Below are 23045 nucleotides of genomic sequence, written 5' to 3'. Positions count from 1 at the left end.
GGCGGCCGAGAACGGTTCCAGAAATTCACGCTCGCTGCCGGCCTGCAGGCCCCGAGCCCGCCAACCCGGAGAAGATCCCGATGCACGACCCGTCAGCCCCCCTGAACTGGCCCTATGCCAAGGCCCAGGACCCTGATGCGGCAGGCTCGGCAATGGGGGGGGCTCAGTTCCAGTGGCCCACGCCGCCCTATACCGCCTACCCCCAGCCCCAGCCGCAGACGGCCCCCGAGCCCTGCGAGATCCTGGGCCTGAACAACAGCCGCACCATGGGCCATGTGGTGCTGATGGCGATCAGCGAGCGCCTGGCCCATATCAATGTGCCCCCCGCCCGCAGCGCGATGCCCCTGAAGTTCTCGCAGTTCCGGGCCATCAAACTGCTGCGTCCCATACCGGCCACACCGCCCACACAGCTTGATCCCGCTGATGCGCTGAGCCTGGACCAACGCCCTCGCAACAAGTTCCGTCTCAGCTATCTCGGCGGTAGCGAGTTGGAGGGTGTGACCATCGGCCACTATCACGACGGCAACGGCCTCTATCTCTTTGCGCCGGTTTCCGACAGCGATGACTCGGTGCAGCGCATCTTCGTCCCGCGTGAGGTGCTGGCCGGCTTTGAACTCGGCGAGCGCCTGGGTGAACTGCTGGTGCGCGATCGCGCGGCCTCCGCAGACCAGATCGAGGCGGCGGCGCGCGAACAGAGCGAGCTGCGCACTCGTCGGGTGGGCGACATCCTGGTGGCCAAGCAGGTGGTCAGCTCGGCGCAGCTGATGCAGGCCATCGAGCAACAAGCCAAGATGCCCATGGTGCGCATCGGTGAGGCCCTGCTGGCACTCGAGCTGGTGACCCAGGAGCAGCTGGACGAGGCGCTGGCACAGCAGCGTGAAGACCGATCCGTGCCGCTCGGTCAGCTGCTGGTACGGCGCGGGGTGATCACGCGTCAGCAACTGCAGTCGGCCCTGGCTCGCAAGATGGGCTACCCGCTGGTGGACGTGGAAAATTTCCCGGTGGAGGCGGACGCGGTGCATACCCTGCCCTATGCGGTGGCCAAGCGCCTGGAGGTCCTGCCCCTGGTGCTGCGCGAGGGCAAGCTCATCGTGGCCATGGAAGATCCCACACGCCGCGACGCCATCGACGAGGTGGAGTTCATCTCCCAGCTCAAGGTCGTGCCTACCCTCACCAAGGTCGGCACCCTGCAGTTCGCCCTGCCCCAGATCTACGACCGCTTTGGCAGCGGCTCCTCAGCCGGCACCTCCTCGCCCAACGATCTGCGCATTCCCGCGCTCACCCTGGACTTCCAGCTCGACAATGCCGACAAGCTGATCGAGAGCCTGGAGCGCGACAGCCATGAAAGCACTGTCCGCGATGACGATGCCCAGGTCGAACAGTCCGACAACTCCCTGGTTCGCCTGATCAACACCATGATCATCGAGGCCCATGCCCAGGGTGTCTCAGACATCCATATCGAAACCTATCCAGGGCGCGAGAAGGTCCGGATCCGCTTTCGCAAGGACGGGCAGATGCAGCCCTATCTGGAGCTGCCCCATACCTACCGCAACGCCATGATCGCCCGCATCAAGATCATGTGCGATCTGGACATTTCCGAGCGGCGCAAACCCCAGGACGGCAAGATCAACTTCGCACGCTTCTCGGGTCAGCACAAGCTGGAGCTGCGTGTTGCCACCATTCCGACCACCAACGGTCTGGAGGATGTGGTGATGCGCCTGCTGTCCTCGGCACGCCCCCTGCCGCTGGACAAGCTGGGGCTGAGCCCCGCCAATCTCGAGGCGCTCAAGCAGGCCATCAGCCGGCCCTATGGCATGGTGCTTTGCGTGGGCCCCACGGGCTCCGGCAAGACCACGACGCTGCACTCCGCGCTGGGCCATATCAACACACCAGACCGCAAGATCTGGACGGCGGAAGACCCTATCGAAATCACCCAGCAGGGCCTGCGTCAGGTGCAGGTCAACCCCAAGATCGACTGGACCTTCGCCAAGGCGCTGCGTGCCTTCCTGCGTGCCGATCCGGACGTGATCATGGTGGGCGAAATCCGCGACGAGGAGACCGCCAATATCGCCGTCGAAGCCTCACTGACCGGTCACCTGGTGCTCTCCACCCTGCATACCAATAGCGCACCCGAGACGGTGACGCGTCTCTTGGACATGGGCATGGACCCCTTCAACTTCGCGGACTCCCTTCTGGCGGTGCTGGCCCAACGCCTGGTCAAGCGTCTGTGCCCGCACTGCCGCAAGGCCGAGCCCATGAGTGAGGCGCAGCTGCAAGAACTGCTGGAAGACTATCTCCATGTCTTCCCCAAGGACCAGCGCGGCGATCGCGGCACACTTCAAGCCGAATGGCAGGCTCAGTACGGCGACAAGGGCCAGCTCCAGCACTATCACAGCCCCGGCTGTGCGAAGTGCGACCACACCGGCTACAAGGGCCGCGCCGGCCTGCACGAGCTGCTGACCGTATCCAAAGACGTGCGGCGCCTGATCCAGACCGGCGCACGGGCCGAGGAGATCCAGCAATGCGCCCTGAGCGAAGGCATGCGCACCCTGCGCCAGGACGGCATCATCAAGGTGCTGAGCGGGATCAGCACTCTCGCTGAAGTCAGGTCCACCAGCAACGCCTGACCCCCAGAACGGGCAGCGCACGCGGGAAACCGGCTGTTTTCCCGCTTGTCAGGGCCGGGCGCATTGGGCCATATTCGACAACTCGCCCGCCCCACAGGGAGCCAGCATGCCTGCCGTCCCCAACAGCCCGACCGCACAGAGTGCCCCACGTCCCCCGCTGGATGTACGGCATGGTCACCAGATCATGGCCTCGCACGAGCGCTGCCGCGCCTTTGGTCTGCGCAGCGAGTCCGGAGCCGATCTGCATCGACTCGCCCCCTTGGCCTTGCGCGAGTTGCAGCAGCGCAATGCCCGTCTTTGCGCCCAGGCTCTGCCGGTGATGGAGATGCTCTACGAGCAACTCATGCATGGGCAGAGCATGGTGCTGCTCACCGATGCCAGTGGCTGCGTGTTGCACGCCCTGGGCGACCCCGGATTTCTGCAACGCGCCGACCAGGTGGCCCTGGCGCCCGGTGCGCTCTGGGCCGAAGCCGACAAGGGCACCAATGCCGTGGGCACCGCACTCATGACCGAGGCGCCCACCCTGGTCCATGGCCAGGAGCATTACCTGCGCGCCATGCATTTCCTGACCTGCTCCGCCGCGCCCATCTTCGACCACAAGGGTGCCTTGCTGGGCGTGATCGATGTCTCGGGCGACAAGCGCTCCTACCACCCCCACACCCTGGCCCTGGCCGGCATGTCCGCCAGGCTGATCGAAGCCCAGTGCTTTGGCGAGCAGTTCCGCCACAGTCACCGCCTGCATCTGCATGCACTGGTCTCGGGTCTGGGCACCCTGGCCGAGGGTCTGCTGGCTCTTGATGACGATGGCCGGGTGCTCGGCTGCAACCGGCAGGCGGCAGCGCTGCTGGGGCTCTCACCCATGGCGCTGCGGCGCGAGACCGTGTTGAGCCTGTTCGACATGGGCTTTGGCCACTTGGCGAGCTGTACCGAGCCCGTCTGTCTGCAGACCCGGCTGGCCCCCGCGCCCTGCTGGGCCAAGCTCAGTCTGTCCAGGCCGTGGCAGTCCAGGTCCGCGGCTGCGCTGGAGCCGCGACGCGCCGCCCCTGCGGGCCCCGCGCCAGCAGCCCTCGGTGCCACGGCAGTGCCAGCGCCCGCAACCGCGCCAGCGGCCCCCAGCCATGCCGCAAGCTCGTCGACGGGCCATCTCAGCCTGCGCGAGGCCGAACAACAGGCCATTGCCGCAGCCGTGCAGGCCGCGGCCGGCAATCTCTCGGAAGCCGCCCGGCAGCTGGGCATAGGCCGCAGCACGCTCTACCGCAAGCTCAAGACCATGGCCTGACCTATGATGCGGCGCCATGAGCGCCACATCGTCCACTCCCCAAGCCAATGTCCCCCGTCTCAGCAGCCTGTCCCATGGTGGCGGCTGCGGCTGCAAGATCGCCCCGGGCCTGCTGTCCGAAATCCTGAAAAGCAGCGGTGTGGGCGGCCTGGTGCCGCCCGAGCTGCTGGTGCGCAGCGAGACCGCGGACGATGCCGCCGTCTACCAGCTCAATGAGGAACAGGCCCTGGTCGCGACCACGGACTTCTTCATGCCCATCGTGGACGATCCCTATGACTTCGGCCGCATCGCCGCCACCAATGCAATCAGCGATGTCTACGCCATGGGCGGCCGCCCCATCTTCGCCCTGGCCCTGGTGGGCATGCCCATCAATGTGCTGCCGCCCGAGACCATAGGCCGCATCCTGGCCGGTGGCCAGGCGGTCTGCGCCGCGGCCGGCATCCCGATTGCCGGCGGCCACACCATCGATTCGGTGGAGCCCATCTACGGCCTGGTGGCCCTGGGCCTGGTCCATCCCAAGCGCCTGAAGCGCAATGCCGATGCGCGGCCCGGCGACCGCCTGATCCTGGGCAAGGCCCTGGGCGTGGGCGTGCTCTCCGCGGCGCTGAAGAAGGAACAGCTGGATGCCGCGGGCTATGCCCGCATGGTGGCCAGCACCACCCAGCTCAACACCCCGGGCATGGCCCTGGCGGCGCTGGACGGCGTGCACGCCCTGACCGATGTCACCGGCTTCGGCCTGGCCGGCCACGGCCTGGAGCTGGCGCGCGGCGCGGGCCTTGCCCTGCGCATCGACTGGTCGCGCGTGCCCCTGCTGCCGGGTGTGCGCGCCCTGGCCGGCCAGGGCTTTGTGACCGGCGCCTCGGGCCGCAACTGGGCCTCCTACGGCAGCCAGATCGCCCTGCCCGAGGGCTTTGCGGCCGAGGACCGCGCCCTGCTCAGCGACCCGCAGACCAGCGGCGGCCTGCTCGTCTCCTGCACCCCCGAGGCCGTGGACGAGGTGCTGGCCCTGTTCCGCCGCGAGGGCTTTGACTACGCCGCCGAGATCGGCGAGGTGCTGGACGAGCGCCCGGCCGAGGGCGTGCCGCGCCTGCGGGTGGTCTGAGGCGCTCCGGCTTAGACCGGCATCAGATCCAGGATTCGCGCGGCCATGCGCTCGGCCGCGCCGCGGTGGGTCGCGGCAAACTGCTGGGCGGCCCGGGCCATGTCGGCGCGCTGTGCCGCGGCCTCGCCCAGCAGGGCCTGCGCCTGGGTCAGGGCCTCGTCCAGATCGGCCACGCGGCGCGCGGCACCGGCCTGCAGGGCCAGCTCGGCCGCCTCGGCGAAATTGAAGGTGTGCGGCCCCATCAGCAAGGGGCAGCCGCAGGCCGCCGCCTCGATCAGGTTCTGGCCGCCCAGGGGCGCAAAGCTGCCGCCCAGCAGGGCCAGATCGGCCAGGCCATAGTAGAGCGACATCTCGCGCAGGCTGTCGCCCAGCCAGACCTCGGCCTGGGCCGCCTCGGGCGGTGGCGTCTCGCCCCAGGCGCTGCGGCGCGCCAGGTTCAGGCCTTGTGACGCCACCAGCGCCGCCACCTCGTCGAAGCGCTGGGGATGGCGCGGCACGATCAGCAGCAGCGGACGCTCGGCGGCTGAACGCTCGGCATAGCGGCGCTGGAAGGCGCGCAGCAGGGCAATCTCCTCGCCCTCGCGCGTCACCGCGCCCAGCAGCACCGGCCGTCTCAGGGCGGCGCGCCAGGCCCGGCCGCGCGCGAGCAAGGCTTCATCGGGCCGCAGATCGTATTTGAGATTGCCGGCCCGCTCCCAGCGCGGCACGCCGGCCAGGGCCAGGCGCTGGCCATCGGCCTCGGTCTGGGTCAGGGCCAGGCTCAGGGCGCCGGCCGCCGGCCGCATCAGGGCCGCCAGGCGCTGGCCCTGGCGCAGGCTTTTCTCGGACAGGCGTGCATTGGCCAGTACCAGGGCCAAGCCGGCGCGGCGGGCGCTGTGCTGCAGGCTGGGCCAGATCTCGGTTTCCATCAGCACACCCGCGGCGGGGCGCCAGTGGCGCAGAAAGCGCCGCGTGGCGCCGGGGGTGTCATAGGGCAGCCAGGCCTGGGTATCGCCCGGCTGCAGCAGGGCCTGGCCGGCCTCGCGTCCGGTGGCCGTGCCATGGGTGAGCAGCAGGCGCAGGCCCGGCCGCTGGGCACGCAGGGCCGCGATCAGCGGCGCCGCCGCTCGGGTCTCCCCCAGCGAAACCGCATGCAGCCACAGCCGTCCCGGCTCGGCTGCGGGCCCGCGGTACAGGCCCAGGCGCTCGCCCCAGTGCGCCCGGTACAGGGGCTCGGCCGCGCCCCGCCGCCAGAGCTTGAGCAGGTAGAGCGGCGTGGCCAGGCGCAGGGCCCAGCCATAGAGCCCGCGGGCCAGGGTCTGCTTCAATGGGCGGAGGCGGCGAAGGTGGCGTCGGGCTTCACGCGCTTGAGCTGGGCCAGCATGTCATGCTGGATGCGCTCCAGCGCCTCTTGCGTATGACCCTCGAAGCGCAGCACCAGCACCGGCGTGGTGTTGGAGGGGCGGATCAGGCCAAAGCCGTCAGCGTATTCCACACGCAGGCCGTCGATGGTGACGATCTCGGCCGCGCCGGGGAACTCGGCGATCTCCTTGAGCTGCTTGACCACCTCGTGGTGCTCGCCCTCGGCGCAGGGCACATTGATCTCGGGCGTGTTGAAGCTGGTGGGCAGGGCCTGGAGCACGGCGCTGGGGTCGGCCGAGCGCGAGAGGATCTCCAGCAGGCGGGCAGCGGTGTACATGGCGTCGTCAAAACCGTACCAGCGCTCGGCAAAAAAGATATGGCCCGAGAGCTCGCCGGCCAGGGGGGCGCCGGTTTCCTTGAGCTTGGCCTTGGCCAGGGAATGGCCGGTCATCCACATCAGGGGCTTGCCACCATGCTCGCGGATCCAGGGGGCCAGGCGCTGGGTGCACTTGACGTCGAAGATGATCTCGGCGCCGGGCTTGCGGCTGAGGATGTCGGCCGCGAAGAGCATGATCTGGCGGTCCGGCATGATCATCTCGCCGTCCTTGGTCACCACGCCCAGGCGGTCGCCGTCGCCGTCGAAGGCCAGGCCCAGATCGGCATCGGTGGCGTGCACGATGCTCTTGAGGTCTTCCAGATTCTCGGGGCGGCTGGGGTCCGGATGGTGGTTGGGGAAGTCACCGTCCACCTTGGAATAGATGTCGATCACCTCGCAGCCCAGGGCGCGCAGGATGGCGGGCGAGGAGGCGCCGGGGATGCCGTTGCCCGAGTCCACCACGATCTTGAGCGGGCGCTTGAGCTTGCAGTCCTTGACGATGCGGTGGCTGTACTCGGCCAGCACATCCATCTGGCCCACGCGGCCTTGGCCCGTCGCGTAGTCCTCGGCCTCGATGCGGCGACGCAGGCCCTGGATCTGCTCGCCATAGACGGCGGCGCCCTTGAGCACCATCTTGAAGCCGTTGTAGTCCTTGGGATTGTGGCTGCCGGTCACCTGGATGCCGGAGTTGCAGCCGTGCTTGCCGCGGGTGGCGGCCACGTAGTACAGCATGGGCGTGGTCACGGCGCCGATGTCCACCACGTCCAGACCGGTGGACTGGATGCCACGAACCAGTGCGGCCACCAGGCCCGGGCCCGAGAGGCGGCCGTCGCGGCCCACGGCCACGGCCTTCTCGCCGGCCAGCTTGGCTTCGGTGCCGAAGGCCCGGCCCAGGTGCTCGGCCAGGGTCTCGTCCAGGGTCTGACCCACAACACCGCGGATGTCATAGGCCTTGAAGATGGAGGCGTGGACTTGCATGAGTTTCCTTGCTGCGAAGATGAATTTCCGCGCGGATTGTAGGCAGCTGGCAAGACAGTCCTGACGCGGCTTCAATACAGCCGCGGCCCCCATTCACGGGGACCATGCACAGCCCCCATCCCGGCCGCTCGCCATTCGTCGCACGGGTCGTCCATTCGTCGCGCTCCACATGGACCCCAAACAGGGTCTGCCTACACTGCGCCCCCATGAACACCACCGCGCCCACCGCCGTCCTCCAGCACTTGCGCCAGGCCTGGAACCTGAGCTGGAAGCTCTACAAGCGCCGCGATGTGCCCCTGTGGGCCCAGCTCTGCGTGCCCCTGGGTATTGCACTGCTGGTGGGTCTGAGCCTGAGTGTGGCCGGTCTGGCCAGCCGGGATCAGCTGAGCCAGCCTCGCGCCTGGGCTTGGGCCCTGTTTGAGAACCTGGTGATCTCTGGCTGCGTCTCGCTCGTGATCTTTGCGGGTTATCGCGCGCTGGAGCGCATGCTGCCGGAATCCACGCTCGATCGCATCAATGCCGATCTCGGCTGGCGCGCGGCGCTGCTGCATGGAGGGCTGAACCTTGTCCTGGTGGTGCTGGGCTTTTTCATCGGCCTGAGCTTGCTGGGCACGGTGTTGCAGATCGACCTCTGGACCCGGCTGCTCAACAAGCCCGCCGTCTTGCAGGAATTCCTGCTCACCTCCCTGGTGGCTACCACCCTCGCCAGCCTGATCTTCTGGTGGCGGGAGCGCCGCCAGGCCGAGGCCCTGCGCGCCACCGAGGCCCAGTTCAAGGCTCTGCAGGCCCAGATCGAGCCGCACTTCCTCTTCAACACCCTGGCCCATGTGCACTGCCTGATGGACGAAGAGCCGCTGCGCGCCAAGCAGATGCTGGAGTCCTTCACCGACTATCTGCGCAGCAGCCTGGGCCAGCTGCGCCGGGAGGACGGCAAGCTGGGCGAGGAGCTGGACCTGGCCCAGGCCTATCTGCAGCTGATGCAGACCCGCATGGACCAGCGGCTTCGCTTCGAGATCGAGGTGGATCCCACGTTGCGCGGCACCCCCTTGCCTCCCCTGCTGCTGCAGCCCCTGCTGGAGAACGCCATTCACCATGGTCTGGAGCCCAAGGCCGAGGGCGGCTGCCTGCGCATCCATGCGCAGCAGCAGGACGGGCGCCTGGATATTTGCGTGGAGGATGATGGCCTGGGTCTGGAAACGGCCGCCCGCCGACCACGTCGGGGCAGCAATGGCATCGCCCTGGATAACATCCGGGCGCGACTGCAGTCCCGTTACGGGCAGGCCGCCCGTCTCAGCCTGGAACCACGCCCGCAGGGCGGCACGATAGCCCGCCTGAATCTGCCGCTGTACCGGGCCTGAGATCGCCGCCAAGCCACTTCACATCCCACAACGAAGAGACCATGCCCCGCGCCCTGATTGCCGACGACGAGCCCCATCTGGCCCAGTACCTCAAGAATCAGCTCGCCATGCTGTGGCCCGAGCTCCAGATCGTGGCCGTGGCCCGCAACGGCGAGGAGGCGGCGGCGCAGATCGAGGAGCTTCAGCCCGACTTGGCCTTTCTGGACATCCAGATGCCCGGACTTACCGGGCTGGAAGTGGCGCAAGGCATCGAGGGCGACACCCGGGTCGTTTTCGTCACGGCCTATGACGAGTACGCCGTCCAGGCCTTCGAGACGGCGGCCCTGGACTATCTGCTCAAGCCGCTCAAGCCGGAGCGACTGGCCCTTTGCGTGGAGCGGCTGCGCGCCAGCCTGGAACAGGCCCAGACGAGCGGCAGCGACGCCCAGCTGGCCCAGGCCCTGCAGGCGCTGCAAGCCCTGAGCCAGGGCACGGCCGCAGGTTCCGGCACCGGCGCCGCACCCCGCCTGCGCTGGCTGCGGGCCAACCAGGGCGATATCACCCACCAGATCGATGTGCAGCAGGTGCTCTTCTTCCACGCGGACGACAAGTACACGGTGGTGCAGACGGCCGAGGCCGAGTACCTGATACGCACGCCCATCGTCGACTTGCTGCCCCAGCTGGACCCGGGCCAGTTCGTCCAGGTGCATCGCTCTACCCTGATCAATATGGCCCATCTGGCCAGCACCCGGCGCGATTCAAACAGCCGTCTTTTCCTGCGCATGCGTGGCCAAGAGCGCGAACTGCCGGTCAGTCGGGCCTATGTGCACCTGTTCAAGTCCATGTAGCTGGGGCTTGGCGGCCAGATCAGGCCTGACGCTACACTGCGGGCGATAGGGGAGTTGGCGGCCCGCAACCGGCTTCAGATCCGGTCGGTCCTGGCCTGACCTTGGCATGAATCGATTCCGTCTTCCACAGCGCCTGGCCCTGGTGATCTTGGGATTGAGTCCGATCACGGGCGCCGCCGAAGCCCGCGACCCGTCGCCCGCGCCCGTGCGTCCACTGGCGTGGGTGGCCGGGGATCTGCCGCCCTTTGCCTGGGTCGGCCCCAAAGGCCCCCAGGGCTATGCCCACGAGCTCGCCATCCGCATGGCCGAGAAGCTCGGCCGGCCCGCCGATGTGAGCTACTACCCCTGGGCGCGGGCCGTGAAAATGACGCGAGAGGGGCAGCACTACGGCATCTTTCCCCTGGCTCGTACGCCGGACCGCGAGACACAGTTTCGCTGGCTGGTGCCCCTGATGACGGTTCGCTACAGCCTGGTGGGCCTGAGCGGACGCCCTGCACAAACCCTGGAGCAGCTGCGCACGCAGCGCGTGGGCGTGCTCCGCGGCTCACCCATCATCAACAATCTGCGCGCCGAGGGATTTACCGAGGTGATTGAAGCGCGGGACTACAAGGACTTGCTGCGTCTGCTGCACATGGATGCCATCAGCGCGATCTATGCCGGCGCTCCGATGCTCAATGCCGCCATCGACGAGTACGGCTACCAGCGCCAGCGATTCCAGGTCCACGCCAGCTTGGGCGAGGCCACGCTCTATATGGGCGCTTCCCCGGCGCTCTCGGAGGCCGAGGCCCAGCGCTGGATACAGGCCTATCAGCAGCTGCAGGCCGAGGGCAGCGTGGCCAAGTTGCAGCAGCAGTACCTGCGCCCCTGAACACGACCGGCCGGACGAGATGTCCGGATCCGGCCAGTCGGCCCCACGGGTCGCGCCTATGATGAAGCCCTCATGGACGCGAGCGACTCCCCTGCCCTGGACCCCGAGCATTGCTACCCGGCGCTGCAGGCGCGCGATGCCCGCTTTGATGGCCTGTGGTTTGTCGGTGTCACCTCCACGGGCATCTACTGCCGGCCGGTCTGTCGGGTTCGCACGCCCCGTCGGGACAACTGCCGCTTCTTTGCCAACGCGGCCCAGGCCGAAGCGGCACAGTTCCGCCCCTGCCTGAAGTGCCGTCCCGAGACCGCGCCCGCCCCGGCCTTGCGCTGGAGTGTGATGGATGCGTCCCGTAGCCTGGCCGTGCAGGCGGCTTTGCTGCTCGATCAGGGGCGCTGTGAGTCCGTCCAGTCGCTGGCCGCCCGCCTGGGCATCAGCGACCGGCATCTGCGACGCATCTTTCTTGCCCATCATGGCGTGGCGCCCCTGCAATACCTGCAGACACGCCGCCTGCTGCTGGCCAAGCAATTGCTGGCCGACAGCGATCAAGCCATCACCGAGATTGCCGCGGCCGCGGGCTTTGGCAGCCTGCGCCGCTTCAACGATGCCTTTGTGAGGCATTACCGGCTGCAGCCCTCGGCGATGCGGCGCGGCATGCTGCAAGGCGGCGGTGAAACACGGGCCAGTCTGCGCCTGGCTTTCCGCCCGCCCTATGCCATGGAGGCGATGCTGCAGTTTCTGGCAGCGCGCGCCATTCCTGGCGTGGAAACCGTGGACCTCGACCAGCACCGCATCAGCCGCAGCCTGCGGCTGACCCATGCCGGCCGCCCGTATGCCGGGCGCATTACCCTGCGCTTTGACCCGGCCCGCGCCCAGCTGCTGCTCACACCCGATGCCGCCCTGTGGCCTGCCTGTGCCTCGCTCATCCCGCTGGTGCGGCGCTGGCTGGACCTGGACGCCCAGCCCCAGGCCATTGACCAGGGCCTGGGGGCCTTGGCGCACGACTGCCCGGGCCTGCGTCTGCCCGGCTGTACCGACCGCTTCGAACTGGCCGTGCGCGCGGTGCTGGGCCAGCAGATCACGGTGGCCGGCGCCCGCACCCTGGGCGCACGCTTTGTACAGCGCTTCGGCCAGGCGCTGGCGCCGCAGCAGATGGGCGAGGGAGTGGACCGGCTCTTCCCGCAGCCCGAGCAGATCGCCAGCCTGGAGCCCTCGAACATCGCCGAGCTGGGCATCATCCGGCAGCGCGCCGAGGCCCTGATCGCATTGGCCAGGGCTTGGCCGCAACTGCGCTATGCGCAAGGCCCCGAGGGCATGGCCGGCATGGCCGAGCTGCAGCAGGCGCTGTCCGAGCTGCAGGCCTTGCCCGGCATCGGCCCCTGGACCGCCAACTACATGCTGATGCGCGGCTGGAGCTGGCCGGACATCTTTCCCCCCGGCGATGTGGTGCTGCGCAAGCAGCTGGCCGAGCGGCCCGCCGGGACTGTGCCTCAAGACTGGCAGCCCTATCGCAGCTATGCGGTGCTCCAGCTCTGGCGTCAGGCCGCCATGGCGCCACGCCCCGTCAAGAATAAGGACCAGTGATGAACCCCGAGTTGCATCAATTTCGCCTGGACACGCCCCTGGGCCCCTTGACTGCCCTGGTGGGCGAGAGCGGGCTGCGCGGCCTGTGGTTTGACGCCCAGCGCCACCACCCAGGCGCCTTGGCGGCTCGACACAAGCCCGCGCACCCCTGGCGTTCGACCCTGCAGGCAAGGCTGGATGCCTATTTCGCGGGGCAAGGCCTGGCCCTGGACGGCATTCCCCTGGACCCGCAGGGCACGGACTTCCAGCGCACGGTCTGGTTGAGCCTGCTGGACATTCCGCCCGGCCACTGCCGCCGCTACGGCGAACTGGCACGGCAACTGGGGCGCCCCCTGGCAGCACGTGCCCTGGGCGCTGCGGTGGGCCGCAACCCCATCAGCATTCTGATCCCCTGCCATCGCGTGCTGGGCAGCCAGGGCAGGCTCACAGGCTACGCCGGTGGACTGGCGCGAAAGCAAGCGCTGCTGCGCCTGGAGGGCGCGTTCTTCCAAGAGGAGCGGATCGCCGCATGATCAAACGTCTGGATCTGGGCGAGCTGCTGCTGCTGGCCGCCATCTGGGGGGCGTCCTTTCTGTTCATGCGCCTGGGTGCGCATGAGTTTGGCGCCATACCGCTGGCTGCGCTGCGGGTGGCTGGCGCCAGCTTGCTGCTGCTGCCCCTGCTGGCAATGCGACAGGGCCTGGGCGAGCTCAGGCAGTACTGGCGAGCGCTGCTGGTGGTGGGTCTGCTCAACAGCGCCCTGCCCTTTGCCCTCTACAGCTATGCGGCCCTGTCCATCAGCGCCGGCTTGTCCAGCATCCTCAATGCCACCACGCCCTTGTGGGGCGCCATCGTGGCCTGGATCTGGCTGGGCCAGGGTCTGAGCGGCAGCCGCATCGTGGGATTGGCACTGGGCTTTGCCGGCGTGGTCTTCCTGGCCTGGGAGCAAGCCAGCTTCAAACCGGGCGGCAGCGGCTGGGCGGTGCTGGCTTGCCTGCTGGCCACCTTGTGCTACGGCATTGCGGCCAACTACACCAAACGGCAGCTGAGCTCATGCAGCCCCCTGGCCGTGGCCACGGGCAGCCAGTTCAGCGCCGCCCTGCTGCTGGCCGGCCCGGCCCTGTGGCTGCGCCCCGAAGCACTGCCCAGCCCAGGCGCCTGGGCCGCCGCGGCCGGCCTGGCCCTGCTGTGCACCGGCGTGGCCTACATCCTCTACTTCCGGCTGATGAGCCGCATCGGCCCCAGCAACACCATTGCTGTGACCTTTTTGATCCCCGGCTTTGCCGTGGTCTGGGGCTGGCTGTTCCTGGCCGAAGCCTTCACGCTGCGCATGGCCTTCGGTTGCGCCATCGTGCTGCTGGGCACGGCGCTGGCGCTGGGGCTGCTGAAGCTGCGAGCTCAAGCGGCCGCAATGAGCGGTTCTTGAGCCCACCCAGCCTCAGTCAGCACCCTCGCTCAGCAAGGCCTGCAGCCCGGCCTCGTCCAGCACGGTGATGCCCAGCTCGCGGGCCTTGTCCAGCTTGGAGCCGGCTTCCTCGCCCGCCACCACATAGTGGGTCTTCTTGGAGACCGAGCCGCTGACCTTGCCGCCCGCATTCTCGATCAGCTCCTTGGCCGCATCGCGCGAGAGCGTGGGCAGGGTGCCGGTGAGCACCAGGGTTTTGCCCAGCAGGGGGCGCGGGCGCTCGTCGGCCTGGCCCTGGCTTTCCTGGGGCTGCACGCCCGCGGCCAGCAGCTGCTCCACCACCTCGCGGTTATGGGGCTGGGCAAAGAAGGCGTGCACGCTGGCCGCGACAATGGGGCCTACATCCGGCACCTCCAGCAGCTGCTCCACGCTGGCGCGCATCAGGGCCTCCAGGCTGCCGAAATGCCGCGCCAGGTCCTTGGCCGTGGTCTCGCCCACATGGCGTATGCCCAGCGCGAACAGAAAGCGCCCCAACGGCGGCTTCTTGCTGGCCTCCAGCGCATCCACCAGGTTCTGCGCGCTCTTCTCCGCCATGCGCTCCAGGGCCGCCAGCTTGGCCACGCCGAGCTTGTAGAGTCCCGGCAGGCTGAGCACGATGCCGCTGTCCACCAGCTGGTCCACCAGCTTGTCGCCCAGGCCCTCGATGTCCATGGCGCGGCGGCCGGCAAAGTGCAGCAGGGCCTGCTTTCGCTGTGCGGCACAGAACAGCCCGCCGCTGCAGCGGTGGTCGATGCCGCCCTTCTCGCGCAGCACCGCGCTGCCGCAGACCGGGCAGGCACGGGGCATGTGGAAATTGGGGATGTAGCGCTCGCGGGCCGCGTCCACCTTGCCAACCACCTCGGGGATCACATCGCCAGCACGGCGCACGATCACCTGGTCGCCAACACGCACGCCCTTGCGGCGCAGCTCGAAGACATTGTGCAGGGTGGCATTGCTGACCGTGGTGCCGCCCACAAAGACCGGCTCCAGCTTGGCCACCGGGGTGAGTTTGCCGGTGCGACCCACCTGGATCTCGATGGCGTTGAGCCGCGTCACCTGCTCCTGGGCGGGGTATTTGTGCGCCACCGCCCAGCGCGGCTCGCGGGTCACAAAGCCCAGCTGCTGCTGCAGGGCACGGCTGTTGACCTTGTAGACGATGCCGTCGATGTCAAAGGGCAGCGAGTCGCGCAGCGCACCCATGGCCTGGTGGAAGGCCACCAGGCCGGCGGCCCCCGCGCTCACACTGCGATGCTCGCAGACCGGCAGGCCGAAGGCCTGCAGCGCGTCCAGCAGACCGGCGTGGGTGGGCGGGATGTCCCAGCCCTGCACATCGCCCAGGCCATAGGCAAAGAAGCTCAGCGGCTTGCCCGCGGCGGCGGCCGGGTCCAGCTGGCGCACCGCGCCCGCGGCGGTGTTGCGCGGGTTCACAAAGGTCTTTTCGCCCCTGGCGCGCTGGCGCTCGTTGAGGGCCTCGAAGTCGTCGCGGCGCATATAGACCTCGCCGCGCACCTCGATCACGGCGGCGTCTGCCGCCTCGCCGCGCAGACGCAGCGGGATCTGCTTGACGGTGCGTATGTTCTGCGTGACATCCTCGCCGGTTTCCCCGTCGCCGCGGGTGGCGGCCTGCACCAGCACGCCCTGCTCATAGCGCAGATTGATGGCCAGGCCGTCGAACTTGAGCTCGGCGGCGTACTCCACCGCGGGCGCCTCGGCCCCCAGGCCCAGCTCGCGCCGAACCCGAGCGTCGAAAGCTTCGGCCCCGGCCGGGCTGGTGTCGGTCTCGGTGCGGATGGAGAGCATCGGCACCGCATGGCGCACCGGCGTGAAGCCGTCCAGCACCCGGCCGATCACGCGCTGGGTGGGGGAGTCCGCCGTGAGCAGCTCGGGATGCGCGGCCTCCAGGGCCTGCAGTTCCTGGAAGAGCTTGTCGTACTCGGCGTCCGGCAGGCTGGGCGCGTCCAGCACGTAGTAGAGATGGGCGTGGTGGTTGAGCAGCTCGCGCAGTGCCGCGGCGCGTGCGCGGGCCGCCCCGGAATCGGTGATCGTCATGGGGCGGAATTGTGGCGCAGCTGCAGCAGGCAAATATCACGCTGTCCCCTGCCAAGGGCAAAAACACAGCGGAGCTCAGGCCGTTTCTGGGGCTAGACTGCAGCCAACTTCCCGTCGGCGCCCGCACTCATGCCAGATGCCAGCCCCCTCGCCCCGCAGCTCATCTGCCTCGCGCTCAGCCTCTGGCTGGCTTGGCTGGGTGCCTTGGCCCTTGACAGACTTCCCAATGAAAGCCGGCTGGGCACCGCGGCGGGCACCCTGCTGCTGAGCTTGGCCCTGTGGTGGCCTTTGTGGCAGGGTCTTCCCCTGCCGCAGCAGGGCCAGGGATGGAAGGTGCTGGGCTTGGCTGCCCTGGCCGCACTGGCCACCCTGGCCGCGGTGTCCATGGCGCGCGCGAACACATCGGTGAAATCGGGCCAAGCTGTGCAACTGGCCCTGGCCTTGATCAGCTGCCTGACCCTGTGCATCGCAGCCCTGCTGCCGCGTCTGCTGGCTGATACCCAAGCCTGGCCCCGCAGTCCCAAGGACTGGCTCTGGCCCCTGCTGCTGGCTTCTCTGCAGAGCCTGGGGCTGCTGTTGCTGCGCCAGCGCCAGCGCTATCCGGCTCTGAGCAAGCTGTCATGGCCGGCCTTGGCGGCCCTGAGTCTGCCCGCCTGGCTGATCGGGCCGCCTGCTCTGGCCCCACTGAACGCACCGGCAGCCGCACCGTGGCTCCAGGCCGACCTGCTGTGGCTGCTGCTTACCGTACCCCTGGCCCTGGCTCTGGTGCTGAAGCTGGCCCTGCGGCATGGCATGGCCGCCCGCACGGCGGCGGACAATTTGCGCCGCCAGCAACTGCTGGACCCGCTGACCGAGCTGGCCAGCCGCCATGGCGTCGAGCAGCAGCTGGCAATGCAGGCCTTGCAAGCCGACCGCAGCGGTATTCCCATGGCCGGACTGGTCTTCAATCTCGACGGTTTTCGCTCCGTGAACACGGCCTTCGGCCATGAGCTGGGCGACACCCTGCTGCGAGAGACCGCCGAGCGCCTGCGTCGTGAATGCGCCAAGGACGAGTTCGTCGGGCGTGTGAGCGCCGATGAATTTGCCCTGCTGATGCCTCAGGCCGGCGATATGGAGCAGGTGGGCGCACGGGCTCGGCGCCTGCTGCAACTGCTGTCCCAGCCCTTTGCCTCGGGGGGGCGGGCCATCTCCCTGTCCTGCTCGGCGGGTATTGCCTTCTATCCGGAACATGGGGCTGCCAGCCGCCTGCTGGCCTGTGCAGAGCTCGCCGCCCAGCAAGCCAAGCGCCTGGGTGGTTCCAGCTTCAGCTTCTACGACCGCAGCATGGACGGCGACTCACGGGCCCAGGTCGAGCTGCTGGCCGAGCTGCGCCAAGCCATTGAACGCGATGCGCTGCAGCTGTATTTCCAACCCAAGATCGATGCGCGCAGCGGCCAGATCACGGCGGCCGAGGCCCTGCTGCGCTGGAACCACCCCAGTCGGGGGGTGGTCTCGCCCGCGGTCTTCATCCCCATCGCCGAGCGCTTCGGGCTGATGCGGGATCTGGGCAACTGGGTGATCAAGGCCGCCTGCGTGCAGGCCCGGTCCTGGCGCGAGCAGGGCTTGCGCATGCGCCTGGCCATCAACCTCTCGGCCCAGCAGATGCGTCAGGCCGATATCGTGGAACGCATCAGCACGGCCTTGCAGGAAAACCGCATCCAGCCCTCCCTGCTCACCTGTGAGATCACCGAGTCGGTGGCCATGGAGGACACCCATGCCACCCAGGAAACCTTCCGGGCCCTGGGTGAGCTGGGGGTGCACCTCTCCATCGACGATTTCGGCACCGGCTACTCCAGCCTGGCCTATCTGCGCCAGCTGCCCGCCAAGGAGCTCAAGATCGACCGCAGCTTCGTCGCCGAGATTGACACCAACTCCAGCGCCCTGACCATGGTGGACGCCATCCTGCGCCTGGCCCACGCCCTGAATCTGCGCGTGGTGGCGGAGGGCGTTGAACGCGAGAGCCAGCAGAAATGGCTGGTCAAGCTGGGCTGCGACGAGTTGCAGGGCTATCTCTATGCGCGCCCCATGTCCTCAGAGGCTTTGCTGATGTGGGCTCGCGGCGAACAAGGCGGCACGGCGCCCGAGTTCCGCGCCTCTCTGTTTGGCGAGACCGCGCCGCAGGAGTTGGGGCGCTGAAGCGGGACTCAGCCCGGGCTGCTGCCGGGCTGCACGCGGGTGATCATCACCTGATCCACCCGGTGGCTGTCCACATCCACCACCTCAAAGCGCCAGCCCTCCCATTGCACCTGGTCGGTGCGGCGCGGAATGCGGCGCAACATCACCATCAGGAAGCCGGCCAGGGTGTCGTACTGGCCCGCATGCGGCCAGGCCTCGATCTCCAGCGCACGCTGCACATCGGGGATGGGGGTCACCCCATCGGCCAGGAAGCTGCCGTCCTCCCGGCGCACGATCTGCTCCTCGTCATGGCTGGCAACGAGCGAGCCCATCACGGTGCTCATCACGTCGTTGAGCGTGATCACACCCACCACCAGGCTGTACTCGTTGACGATGACGGCAAAGTCTTCGAGCTTCTCGCGGAACTGAACCAGCACCTCGGCCAGGGTCAGGCGGTCCGGCACGATCAGCACCTTCTTCACCAGATCGGCACAGGTGCGCAGATTGATGGCCTCGTCGCGCAGCACGCGCTGGAAGAGATCGGTGGAGTCCACATAGCCCACCACGCGGTCGATTTCGCCGTCACAGACCAGATAGGTGCTGTGCGGCGACTCCGCGATGCGGGTGCGGATCAGGGCATCGTCCTCATCCAGATTCAGGAAGACGATGCGCTCGCGCGTGGTCATCGCACTCTCAACCGTGCGCGTGTCCAGTTCGAACACGTTCTCGATCACCTGCTGCTCGGCATCGGCCACCACGCCGGCCAGATTGCCGGCCTCGGTCATGGCCAGGATATCGTGGTGGGTGATGCTGTTGTCGCGCGCCGCGGGCTGACCCATCAGGCGCAGCAGCAGATCGCTGATGGCGTTGAAGCCCCAGGACAGGGGCTTGAGCAGGGACACCAGGCCCTGCATAGGCCCGATCAGGGCCAGGGCCACGCGCTCGGGCTCATTCATCGATAGGCGCTTGGGCACCAGATCGGCCATCACGATGAAGAGTGCCGTGATGCACATGAAGGACAGGGCAAAACCCAGATTCTGGGCCTGCTCCTCGGGCAGCACATAGGCCAGCAGCCCGGCGAAGTGGGGCGTGAATGCGCCCTCACCCACGATACCGCCCAAGATGGCCACGGTGTTCACACCGATCTGGACTACGGTGAAATAGTGCCCCGGCTGCTCCTGTACCGCGATCACCCGCGCCGCCCGTGCATCTCCATCGTCGAGCAGTTGCTGGAGCTTGAGGCGCCGCGAGGCCGCCAGCGAAAGCTCCGCCATCGAGAAGAAGGCGCTGCAGGCAATCAGGAGGGCAATCAGCAGGAGGCTTGTAGTCAAGGGCAGCACTGGGTCGTGGATCAGACCTCAGTGTACCCGCGCCCCTGCGGCGCCCCGAAAGGCGCCGATCAGCTGAACAGGCGCCGCGCGGCCAGCGAACCCGCTGCCAGATCCCGCTCGGCCAGGGCGCGATAGAGACCGCGCAGGCCCTCGTCGATGGCCGGGAAGGCGTGCAGATTGAGCGGGTAGCCCCTGTCGTCGCAGAGCTCGGCCTCGAAGTCGCGCGCCAGGGCGCGCGCGGCCTCCTGCCAGGCGGCAAAGGGCTCGGCGGACTCGGGCGTCTGGGGCACATCCAGACTCAGGGTCAGCTCGCGCAGGGCCGAGGCCTGCGGGTCTTCGGCCAGGGCCGCCTGGGCCTCGAAGCCCAGGGTCAGCACCGGCGGCAGGCCCTCCTCGGCGGCGGGCAGCACCAGGCGACCGGGCACGGCGCCGGGCACAAAGCCATGGCGCAAGGCCACTTGCTGCACATAGCCCAGGGTCCAGGCGGCCTCGCGGCAGCGCAGACGCACGGCCAGCTGGGCATCATGCTCGCCGGCAAACTGATCCAGCTCGCGGGCGCGGGCCACCACGTCCAGCATGTCCGGGAACTGCACAAAGCCGCCGATGGCATCCACAAAGGCTTGCAGCTTCTGCACGAACTCGCTGTACTCGATCTCGTTGAGCGCGCCGCTGCGATTGGCCATTTGCAGGCCGGCCTGGAACTCGCTGTAACGCTGGCCGGGCAGGGGCAGCTCCCATTCGCCGTTGAGAACGTTCAAGCCCTCGATATGAAAGGGCTTGGTGCCCGCGCGGCGGCTGCCGGGCAGATGGGCCAGGGCCATCTCGCCGCTGACCGGCCCCTCCAACGTGATGCTGGCGATCGCGTCGATCAGGGCATCGATGCGGGTGGAGGGTTTGCGCACGGGCCGGCCCGCGCCGGGCTCGCCCGCCGCCAGCTCCGGCGCGCCGCCCGGGGCAGCGAAGGGCTCGGCCACAGCGGCCTGGGCTTGCGCCATATCCGGCTCCTGCCGCTCGGCGGCCGACGGGGCGCCCGCGTGCAGGGACGGCTCGATCTGCGGGCTGGCACGCCGCGGTCCGGCCTTGCGGGCCACCCAGGCCCCATGAGCCACCACCCCGGCCAGCACCACGCCGCCCAGAATGGCCAACAGCTCGGTCAAACTCATTGAAGCAACTCCCTCATGCTCTTGATCGCCCGCCGGCGCGCGCTCACGCGGCCTCCGCCATGCTCAGCGCCGATTCCATATCCACCGCCACGATGCGCGACACGCCCTGCTCCTGCATGGTCACGCCGATGAGCTGCTTGGCCATCTCCATGGCGATCTTGTTGTGCGAGATGAAGAGGAACTGCGTGCCCTTCTCGCTCATCTCGGCCACCAGCTTGGCGTAGCGCTCGGTGTTGGCGTCATCCAGCGGCGCGTCCACCTCGTCCAGCAGACAGAAGGGCGCGGGGTTCAGCATGAAGATGGCAAACACCAGGGCGATGGCGGTCAGCGCCTTCTCGCCACCCGAGAGCAGGTGGATGGTGCTGTTCTTCTTGCCCGGCGGCTGGGCCATGACCTGCACGCCCGCGTCCAGGATCTCCTCGCCCACCATGGTCAGCTTGGCCTGCCCGCCGCCGAAGAGCTGCGGGAACATGCGGCCGAAATGCTCGTTGACCTGGTTGAAGGTGCTGGAGAGCAGATCGCGCGTCTCCAGATCGATCTTGTGGATCGCGTCCTCCAGGGTCTTCATGGCAGCCGCCAGGTCGGCGTTCTGCGAGTCCAGGAAGGTCTTGCGCTCGCGCGCCGCCGTCAGCTCGTCCAGCGCCGCGAGGTTCACCGCACCCAGGGCTGCGATCTCGCGGTTGATGCGGTCGATCTCGCCCTGCAGGCCGTAGAGCTTGACGCCGCCCTCTTCAATGCTGCGGGCCAGGGCCTCCAGGTCCACACTCGCTGCGACCAGCTGCTCCATGAACTGGGCGCCGCCCAGCTGGGCCGCCTGCTCTTCGAGCTGCAGCTTGGTGATGCGCTCGCGCAAGGGGTCCAGGCTGCGCTCGAACTCCAGACGCTGCTCCTCGGCCTTGCGCAGGCGCAGGTTCAGATCGTCATAGCCGCTGCGCACGGCGGCCAGCTCCTTCTCGCGCTCCAGCTTGAGGGCCAGGGCCTCCTGCAGGCCGGCTTGGGCGGCCGCGTCGTTGAGCGTGTCCAGCTCGCGCTGCAAGCCCTCGGCCGAGGCCTCGTTGGTCTTGACCTGGGCCAGGGCCGTCTCGATGGAACGCTGCAGCTCGCCGCGGCGCGAGGCCAGGGCGCGGGCGCTGAACTGCGCCTCCTGGGCGCGGCGCTCCAGGCCGCGCAGCGGCGCGCGCGCCTCGGCCAGGCGGCGCTCGGCCTGGATCACGGCCTCTTCCAGCTCGGCGTGGCGCTCCTGCGTGGTGGCCAGCTGCAGGTCCAGCTCCTCGAAGCGGGCCTCGCCGGTGACGCGGCGCTCCTGCAGTTCTTCCATCTGGCCGTCGATCTCGGCCAGCTCTTCCTCCAGCTGGCTGCGCCGGCTGCTGGCGGCCTCGGCCTGTTGCGAGAGGCGCAGCAGCTCCACCTGCAGCTGGTGGGCGCGGGTCTGGGTTTCGCTGGCCTCGCGGCGCAGGCCCACCAGACGCTGGGAGGCCTCGCTGAACGCGGCCTCGGTGCGCACCAGCTGGCTCTTGGCTTCTTCCGCGATCAGGGTCTGGGCGCGGCTTTCCAGCTGCAGCTGCTCGATCTCCTGGGCCCGCGCCAGCATGCCGGCCTGCTCGGAGTCGGGCGCGTAGAAGCTGACCGCGAACTGGCTCACCGCATGGCCCTCGCGGGTCATGATCAGCTCGCCATGGCTGAGCTTGGCGCGGCCGGCCAGGGCCTCGTCCATGGAAGCGGCGGTGTACACGCCTTCCAGCCAGTCGTTGAGCAAGGCCTTGAGCCCGGCGTCATCCAGACGCAGCAGCTCGGAGAGGCGCGGCAGGGTCTCGTGGGTGTTGGCGATGGCGGCCTGGGGCGGCGAGTAGAAGGCAAGGCGAGCCGGCGGCGCATCGGCCGCAAAGGCCCGCACCGTCTCCAGCCGGCCGACCTGCAGCGCGCCCATGCGCTCGCGCAGCGCCGCTTCCAGCGCGTTCTCCCAGCCCTGGGCGATGTGCAGACGGGTCCACAGGCCGGGCAGGCCGTCCAGCCCATGCTTGGCCAGCCAGGGCTTGAGCTTGCCCTCGGTCTGCACCTTCTCCTGCAGGGCGCGCAAGGCCTCCAGGCGGGCCACCAGCTCGGACTGCCGCGCCAGCTGGGCATTGGCATCCTGCTGCACCGCACGGCGCTGGTCTTCCAGCTGGGGCAGCTGCTCCTGCAGCTCGTGCAGGCGGGCCTCGGCCAGATCGCGGGCCTCGTCGGCGGCCTCGCTCTGTCGCTTCAGCTCGGCCAGCTTGTCCTGATCGGGCGCGGCCAGGCCCTGGCGCTCGGCGGCCAGGCGCTCACGGCGGGTGCGCAGGGCCCGGTTCTGTTCCTCGATATTGCGGCTCTCGGCGGCCAGCACCTGGATCTGCTGCTGAACCTGGACCACGGCGCCGCGCTGCTCGTTGGCGCGGCCCTGGGCGGCACGCACCGCGTCCTCGCTATTGGGCAGATTGGCGGCCTGCTCCTCGGCCTGGGCGGCCAGGATCTCACTTTGCTCCTCGGCCGCGGCGATCTGCTCGGCAATGGTCTCCAGCTCGTCCTGGGCTTGGACCGAACGCTCCTGCCACTGGGTGTTCTGGGCC

General features: G+C 68.5%; 16 protein-coding genes. 10 read left to right on the top strand and 6 right to left on the bottom strand.

What is annotated here, in order from left to right:
- Window positions 1–80 precede the first annotated feature (80 nt).
- From ACK5F2_RS17250 to selD, 3 genes are all read left to right on the top strand, one after another.
- Complete coding sequence (locus tag ACK5F2_RS17250; protein ID WP_409866895.1) at window positions 81–2627, top strand: ATPase, T2SS/T4P/T4SS family; 2547 nt, start codon at window positions 81–83, stop codon at window positions 2625–2627.
- Window positions 2628–2733: 106 nt separating this feature from the next.
- Entirely contained in the window at window positions 2734–3906 is a 1173-nt protein-coding gene (locus ACK5F2_RS17245; RefSeq protein WP_409866893.1) for a helix-turn-helix domain-containing protein, read from the top strand.
- Window positions 3907–3922: 16 nt separating this feature from the next.
- On the top strand, window positions 3923–5008 hold the full coding sequence (selD, locus tag ACK5F2_RS17240; RefSeq protein WP_409866891.1) for a selenide, water dikinase SelD: 1086 nt from the start codon (window positions 3923–3925) through the stop codon (window positions 5006–5008).
- 11 nt (window positions 5009–5019) lie between these two features.
- Here the strand turns inward: selD and ACK5F2_RS17235 are convergent, their stop codons facing one another.
- Window positions 5020–6315, bottom strand: a complete 1296-nt coding sequence (locus ACK5F2_RS17235; protein WP_409866888.1) for a 3-deoxy-D-manno-octulosonic acid transferase — start codon at window positions 6313–6315, stop codon at window positions 5020–5022.
- On the bottom strand, window positions 6312–7703 hold the full coding sequence (locus ACK5F2_RS17230; RefSeq protein ID WP_409866886.1) for a phosphomannomutase/phosphoglucomutase: 1392 nt from the start codon (window positions 7701–7703) through the stop codon (window positions 6312–6314). The genes ACK5F2_RS17235 and ACK5F2_RS17230 overlap by 4 nt, the downstream gene beginning before the upstream one ends.
- Window positions 7704–7909: 206 nt before the next feature.
- On the opposite strand from ACK5F2_RS17230, the gene ACK5F2_RS17225 reads away from it, so the two are divergent.
- From ACK5F2_RS17225 to ACK5F2_RS17200, 6 genes are all read left to right on the top strand, one after another.
- A complete protein-coding gene (locus ACK5F2_RS17225) occupies window positions 7910–9061 on the top strand; it encodes a sensor histidine kinase (RefSeq protein ID WP_409866883.1) in 1152 nt (383 codons plus the stop codon).
- Window positions 9062–9102: 41 nt separating this feature from the next.
- A complete protein-coding gene (locus ACK5F2_RS17220; protein ID WP_409866881.1) occupies window positions 9103–9888 on the top strand; it encodes a LytR/AlgR family response regulator transcription factor in 786 nt (261 codons plus the stop codon).
- A gap of 106 nt (window positions 9889–9994) precedes the next feature.
- Window positions 9995–10756 carry a substrate-binding periplasmic protein gene (locus tag ACK5F2_RS17215; RefSeq protein WP_409866878.1) on the top strand — a complete coding sequence of 254 codons (762 nt, stop codon included), beginning with the start codon at window positions 9995–9997 and terminating at the stop codon, window positions 10754–10756.
- Between the two features lie 72 nt (window positions 10757–10828).
- Window positions 10829–12337, top strand: coding sequence for a DNA-3-methyladenine glycosylase 2 family protein (locus tag ACK5F2_RS17210; protein ID WP_409866876.1), 1509 nt, complete (start codon window positions 10829–10831; stop codon window positions 12335–12337).
- Window positions 12337–12849 carry a methylated-DNA--[protein]-cysteine S-methyltransferase gene (locus ACK5F2_RS17205; RefSeq protein WP_409866874.1) on the top strand — a complete coding sequence of 171 codons (513 nt, stop codon included), beginning with the start codon at window positions 12337–12339 and terminating at the stop codon, window positions 12847–12849. Before ACK5F2_RS17210 ends, ACK5F2_RS17205 begins: the two co-directional genes overlap by 1 nt.
- Window positions 12849–13742: a DMT family transporter gene (locus tag ACK5F2_RS17200; protein ID WP_409866945.1), complete on the top strand. Its 894-nt coding sequence runs from the start codon at window positions 12849–12851 to the stop codon at window positions 13740–13742. The genes ACK5F2_RS17205 and ACK5F2_RS17200 overlap by 1 nt, the downstream gene beginning before the upstream one ends.
- Window positions 13743–13754: 12 nt before the next feature.
- Here ACK5F2_RS17200 and ligA read toward each other — a convergent pair whose 3' ends face one another.
- Window positions 13755–15809 carry an NAD-dependent DNA ligase LigA gene (gene ligA, locus ACK5F2_RS17195; RefSeq protein ID WP_409866871.1) on the bottom strand — a complete coding sequence of 685 codons (2055 nt, stop codon included), beginning with the start codon at window positions 15807–15809 and terminating at the stop codon, window positions 13755–13757.
- A 204-nt stretch (window positions 15810–16013) separates the two neighbouring features.
- Between ligA and ACK5F2_RS17190 the strand changes: the two genes are divergently transcribed.
- Complete coding sequence (locus tag ACK5F2_RS17190) at window positions 16014–17984, top strand: putative bifunctional diguanylate cyclase/phosphodiesterase (RefSeq protein WP_409866870.1); 1971 nt, start codon at window positions 16014–16016, stop codon at window positions 17982–17984.
- An 8-nt stretch (window positions 17985–17992) separates the two neighbouring features.
- Here ACK5F2_RS17190 and ACK5F2_RS17185 read toward each other — a convergent pair whose 3' ends face one another.
- From ACK5F2_RS17185 to smc, 3 genes are all read right to left on the bottom strand, one after another.
- Complete coding sequence (locus tag ACK5F2_RS17185) at window positions 17993–19303, bottom strand: hemolysin family protein (RefSeq protein ID WP_409866867.1); 1311 nt, start codon at window positions 19301–19303, stop codon at window positions 17993–17995.
- Window positions 19304–19362: 59 nt separating this feature from the next.
- A complete protein-coding gene (locus ACK5F2_RS17180; protein ID WP_409866864.1) occupies window positions 19363–20457 on the bottom strand; it encodes a cell division protein FtsZ in 1095 nt (364 codons plus the stop codon).
- A gap of 43 nt (window positions 20458–20500) precedes the next feature.
- Window positions 20501–23045: chromosome segregation protein SMC (gene smc, locus ACK5F2_RS17175; RefSeq protein ID WP_409866862.1), on the bottom strand; the 2545-nt coding region annotated here is incomplete at its 5' end.

Origin of the sequence: Roseateles sp. (assembly GCF_046300915.1) — a bacterium.
Lineage (GTDB): Bacteria > Pseudomonadota > Gammaproteobacteria > Burkholderiales > Burkholderiaceae_C > Kinneretia.
Note: the sequence above shows the minus strand (reverse complement) of the source record. Positions and strands in the feature narration are given on the sequence as shown.

Excerpts from the sequence above, each read along its gene's own strand:
- ACK5F2_RS17250 (WP_409866895.1), top strand. The coding sequence starts at position 81 with ATGCACGACCCGTCAGCCCCCCTGAACTGGCCCTATGCCAAGGCCCAG.
- ACK5F2_RS17245 (WP_409866893.1), top strand. The coding sequence starts at position 2,734 with ATGCCTGCCGTCCCCAACAGCCCGACCGCACAGAGTGCCCCACGTCCC.
- selD (WP_409866891.1), top strand. The coding sequence starts at position 3,923 with ATGAGCGCCACATCGTCCACTCCCCAAGCCAATGTCCCCCGTCTCAGC.
- ACK5F2_RS17230 (WP_409866886.1), bottom strand. The coding sequence starts at position 7,703 with ATGCAAGTCCACGCCTCCATCTTCAAGGCCTATGACATCCGCGGTGTT.
- ACK5F2_RS17225 (WP_409866883.1), top strand. The coding sequence starts at position 7,910 with ATGAACACCACCGCGCCCACCGCCGTCCTCCAGCACTTGCGCCAGGCC.
- ACK5F2_RS17220 (WP_409866881.1), top strand. The coding sequence starts at position 9,103 with ATGCCCCGCGCCCTGATTGCCGACGACGAGCCCCATCTGGCCCAGTAC.
- ACK5F2_RS17215 (WP_409866878.1), top strand. The coding sequence starts at position 9,995 with ATGAATCGATTCCGTCTTCCACAGCGCCTGGCCCTGGTGATCTTGGGA.
- ACK5F2_RS17210 (WP_409866876.1), top strand. The coding sequence starts at position 10,829 with ATGGACGCGAGCGACTCCCCTGCCCTGGACCCCGAGCATTGCTACCCG.
- ACK5F2_RS17205 (WP_409866874.1), top strand. The coding sequence starts at position 12,337 with ATGAACCCCGAGTTGCATCAATTTCGCCTGGACACGCCCCTGGGCCCC.
- ligA (WP_409866871.1), bottom strand. The coding sequence starts at position 15,809 with ATGACGATCACCGATTCCGGGGCGGCCCGCGCACGCGCCGCGGCACTG.
- ACK5F2_RS17180 (WP_409866864.1), bottom strand. The coding sequence starts at position 20,457 with ATGAGTTTGACCGAGCTGTTGGCCATTCTGGGCGGCGTGGTGCTGGCC.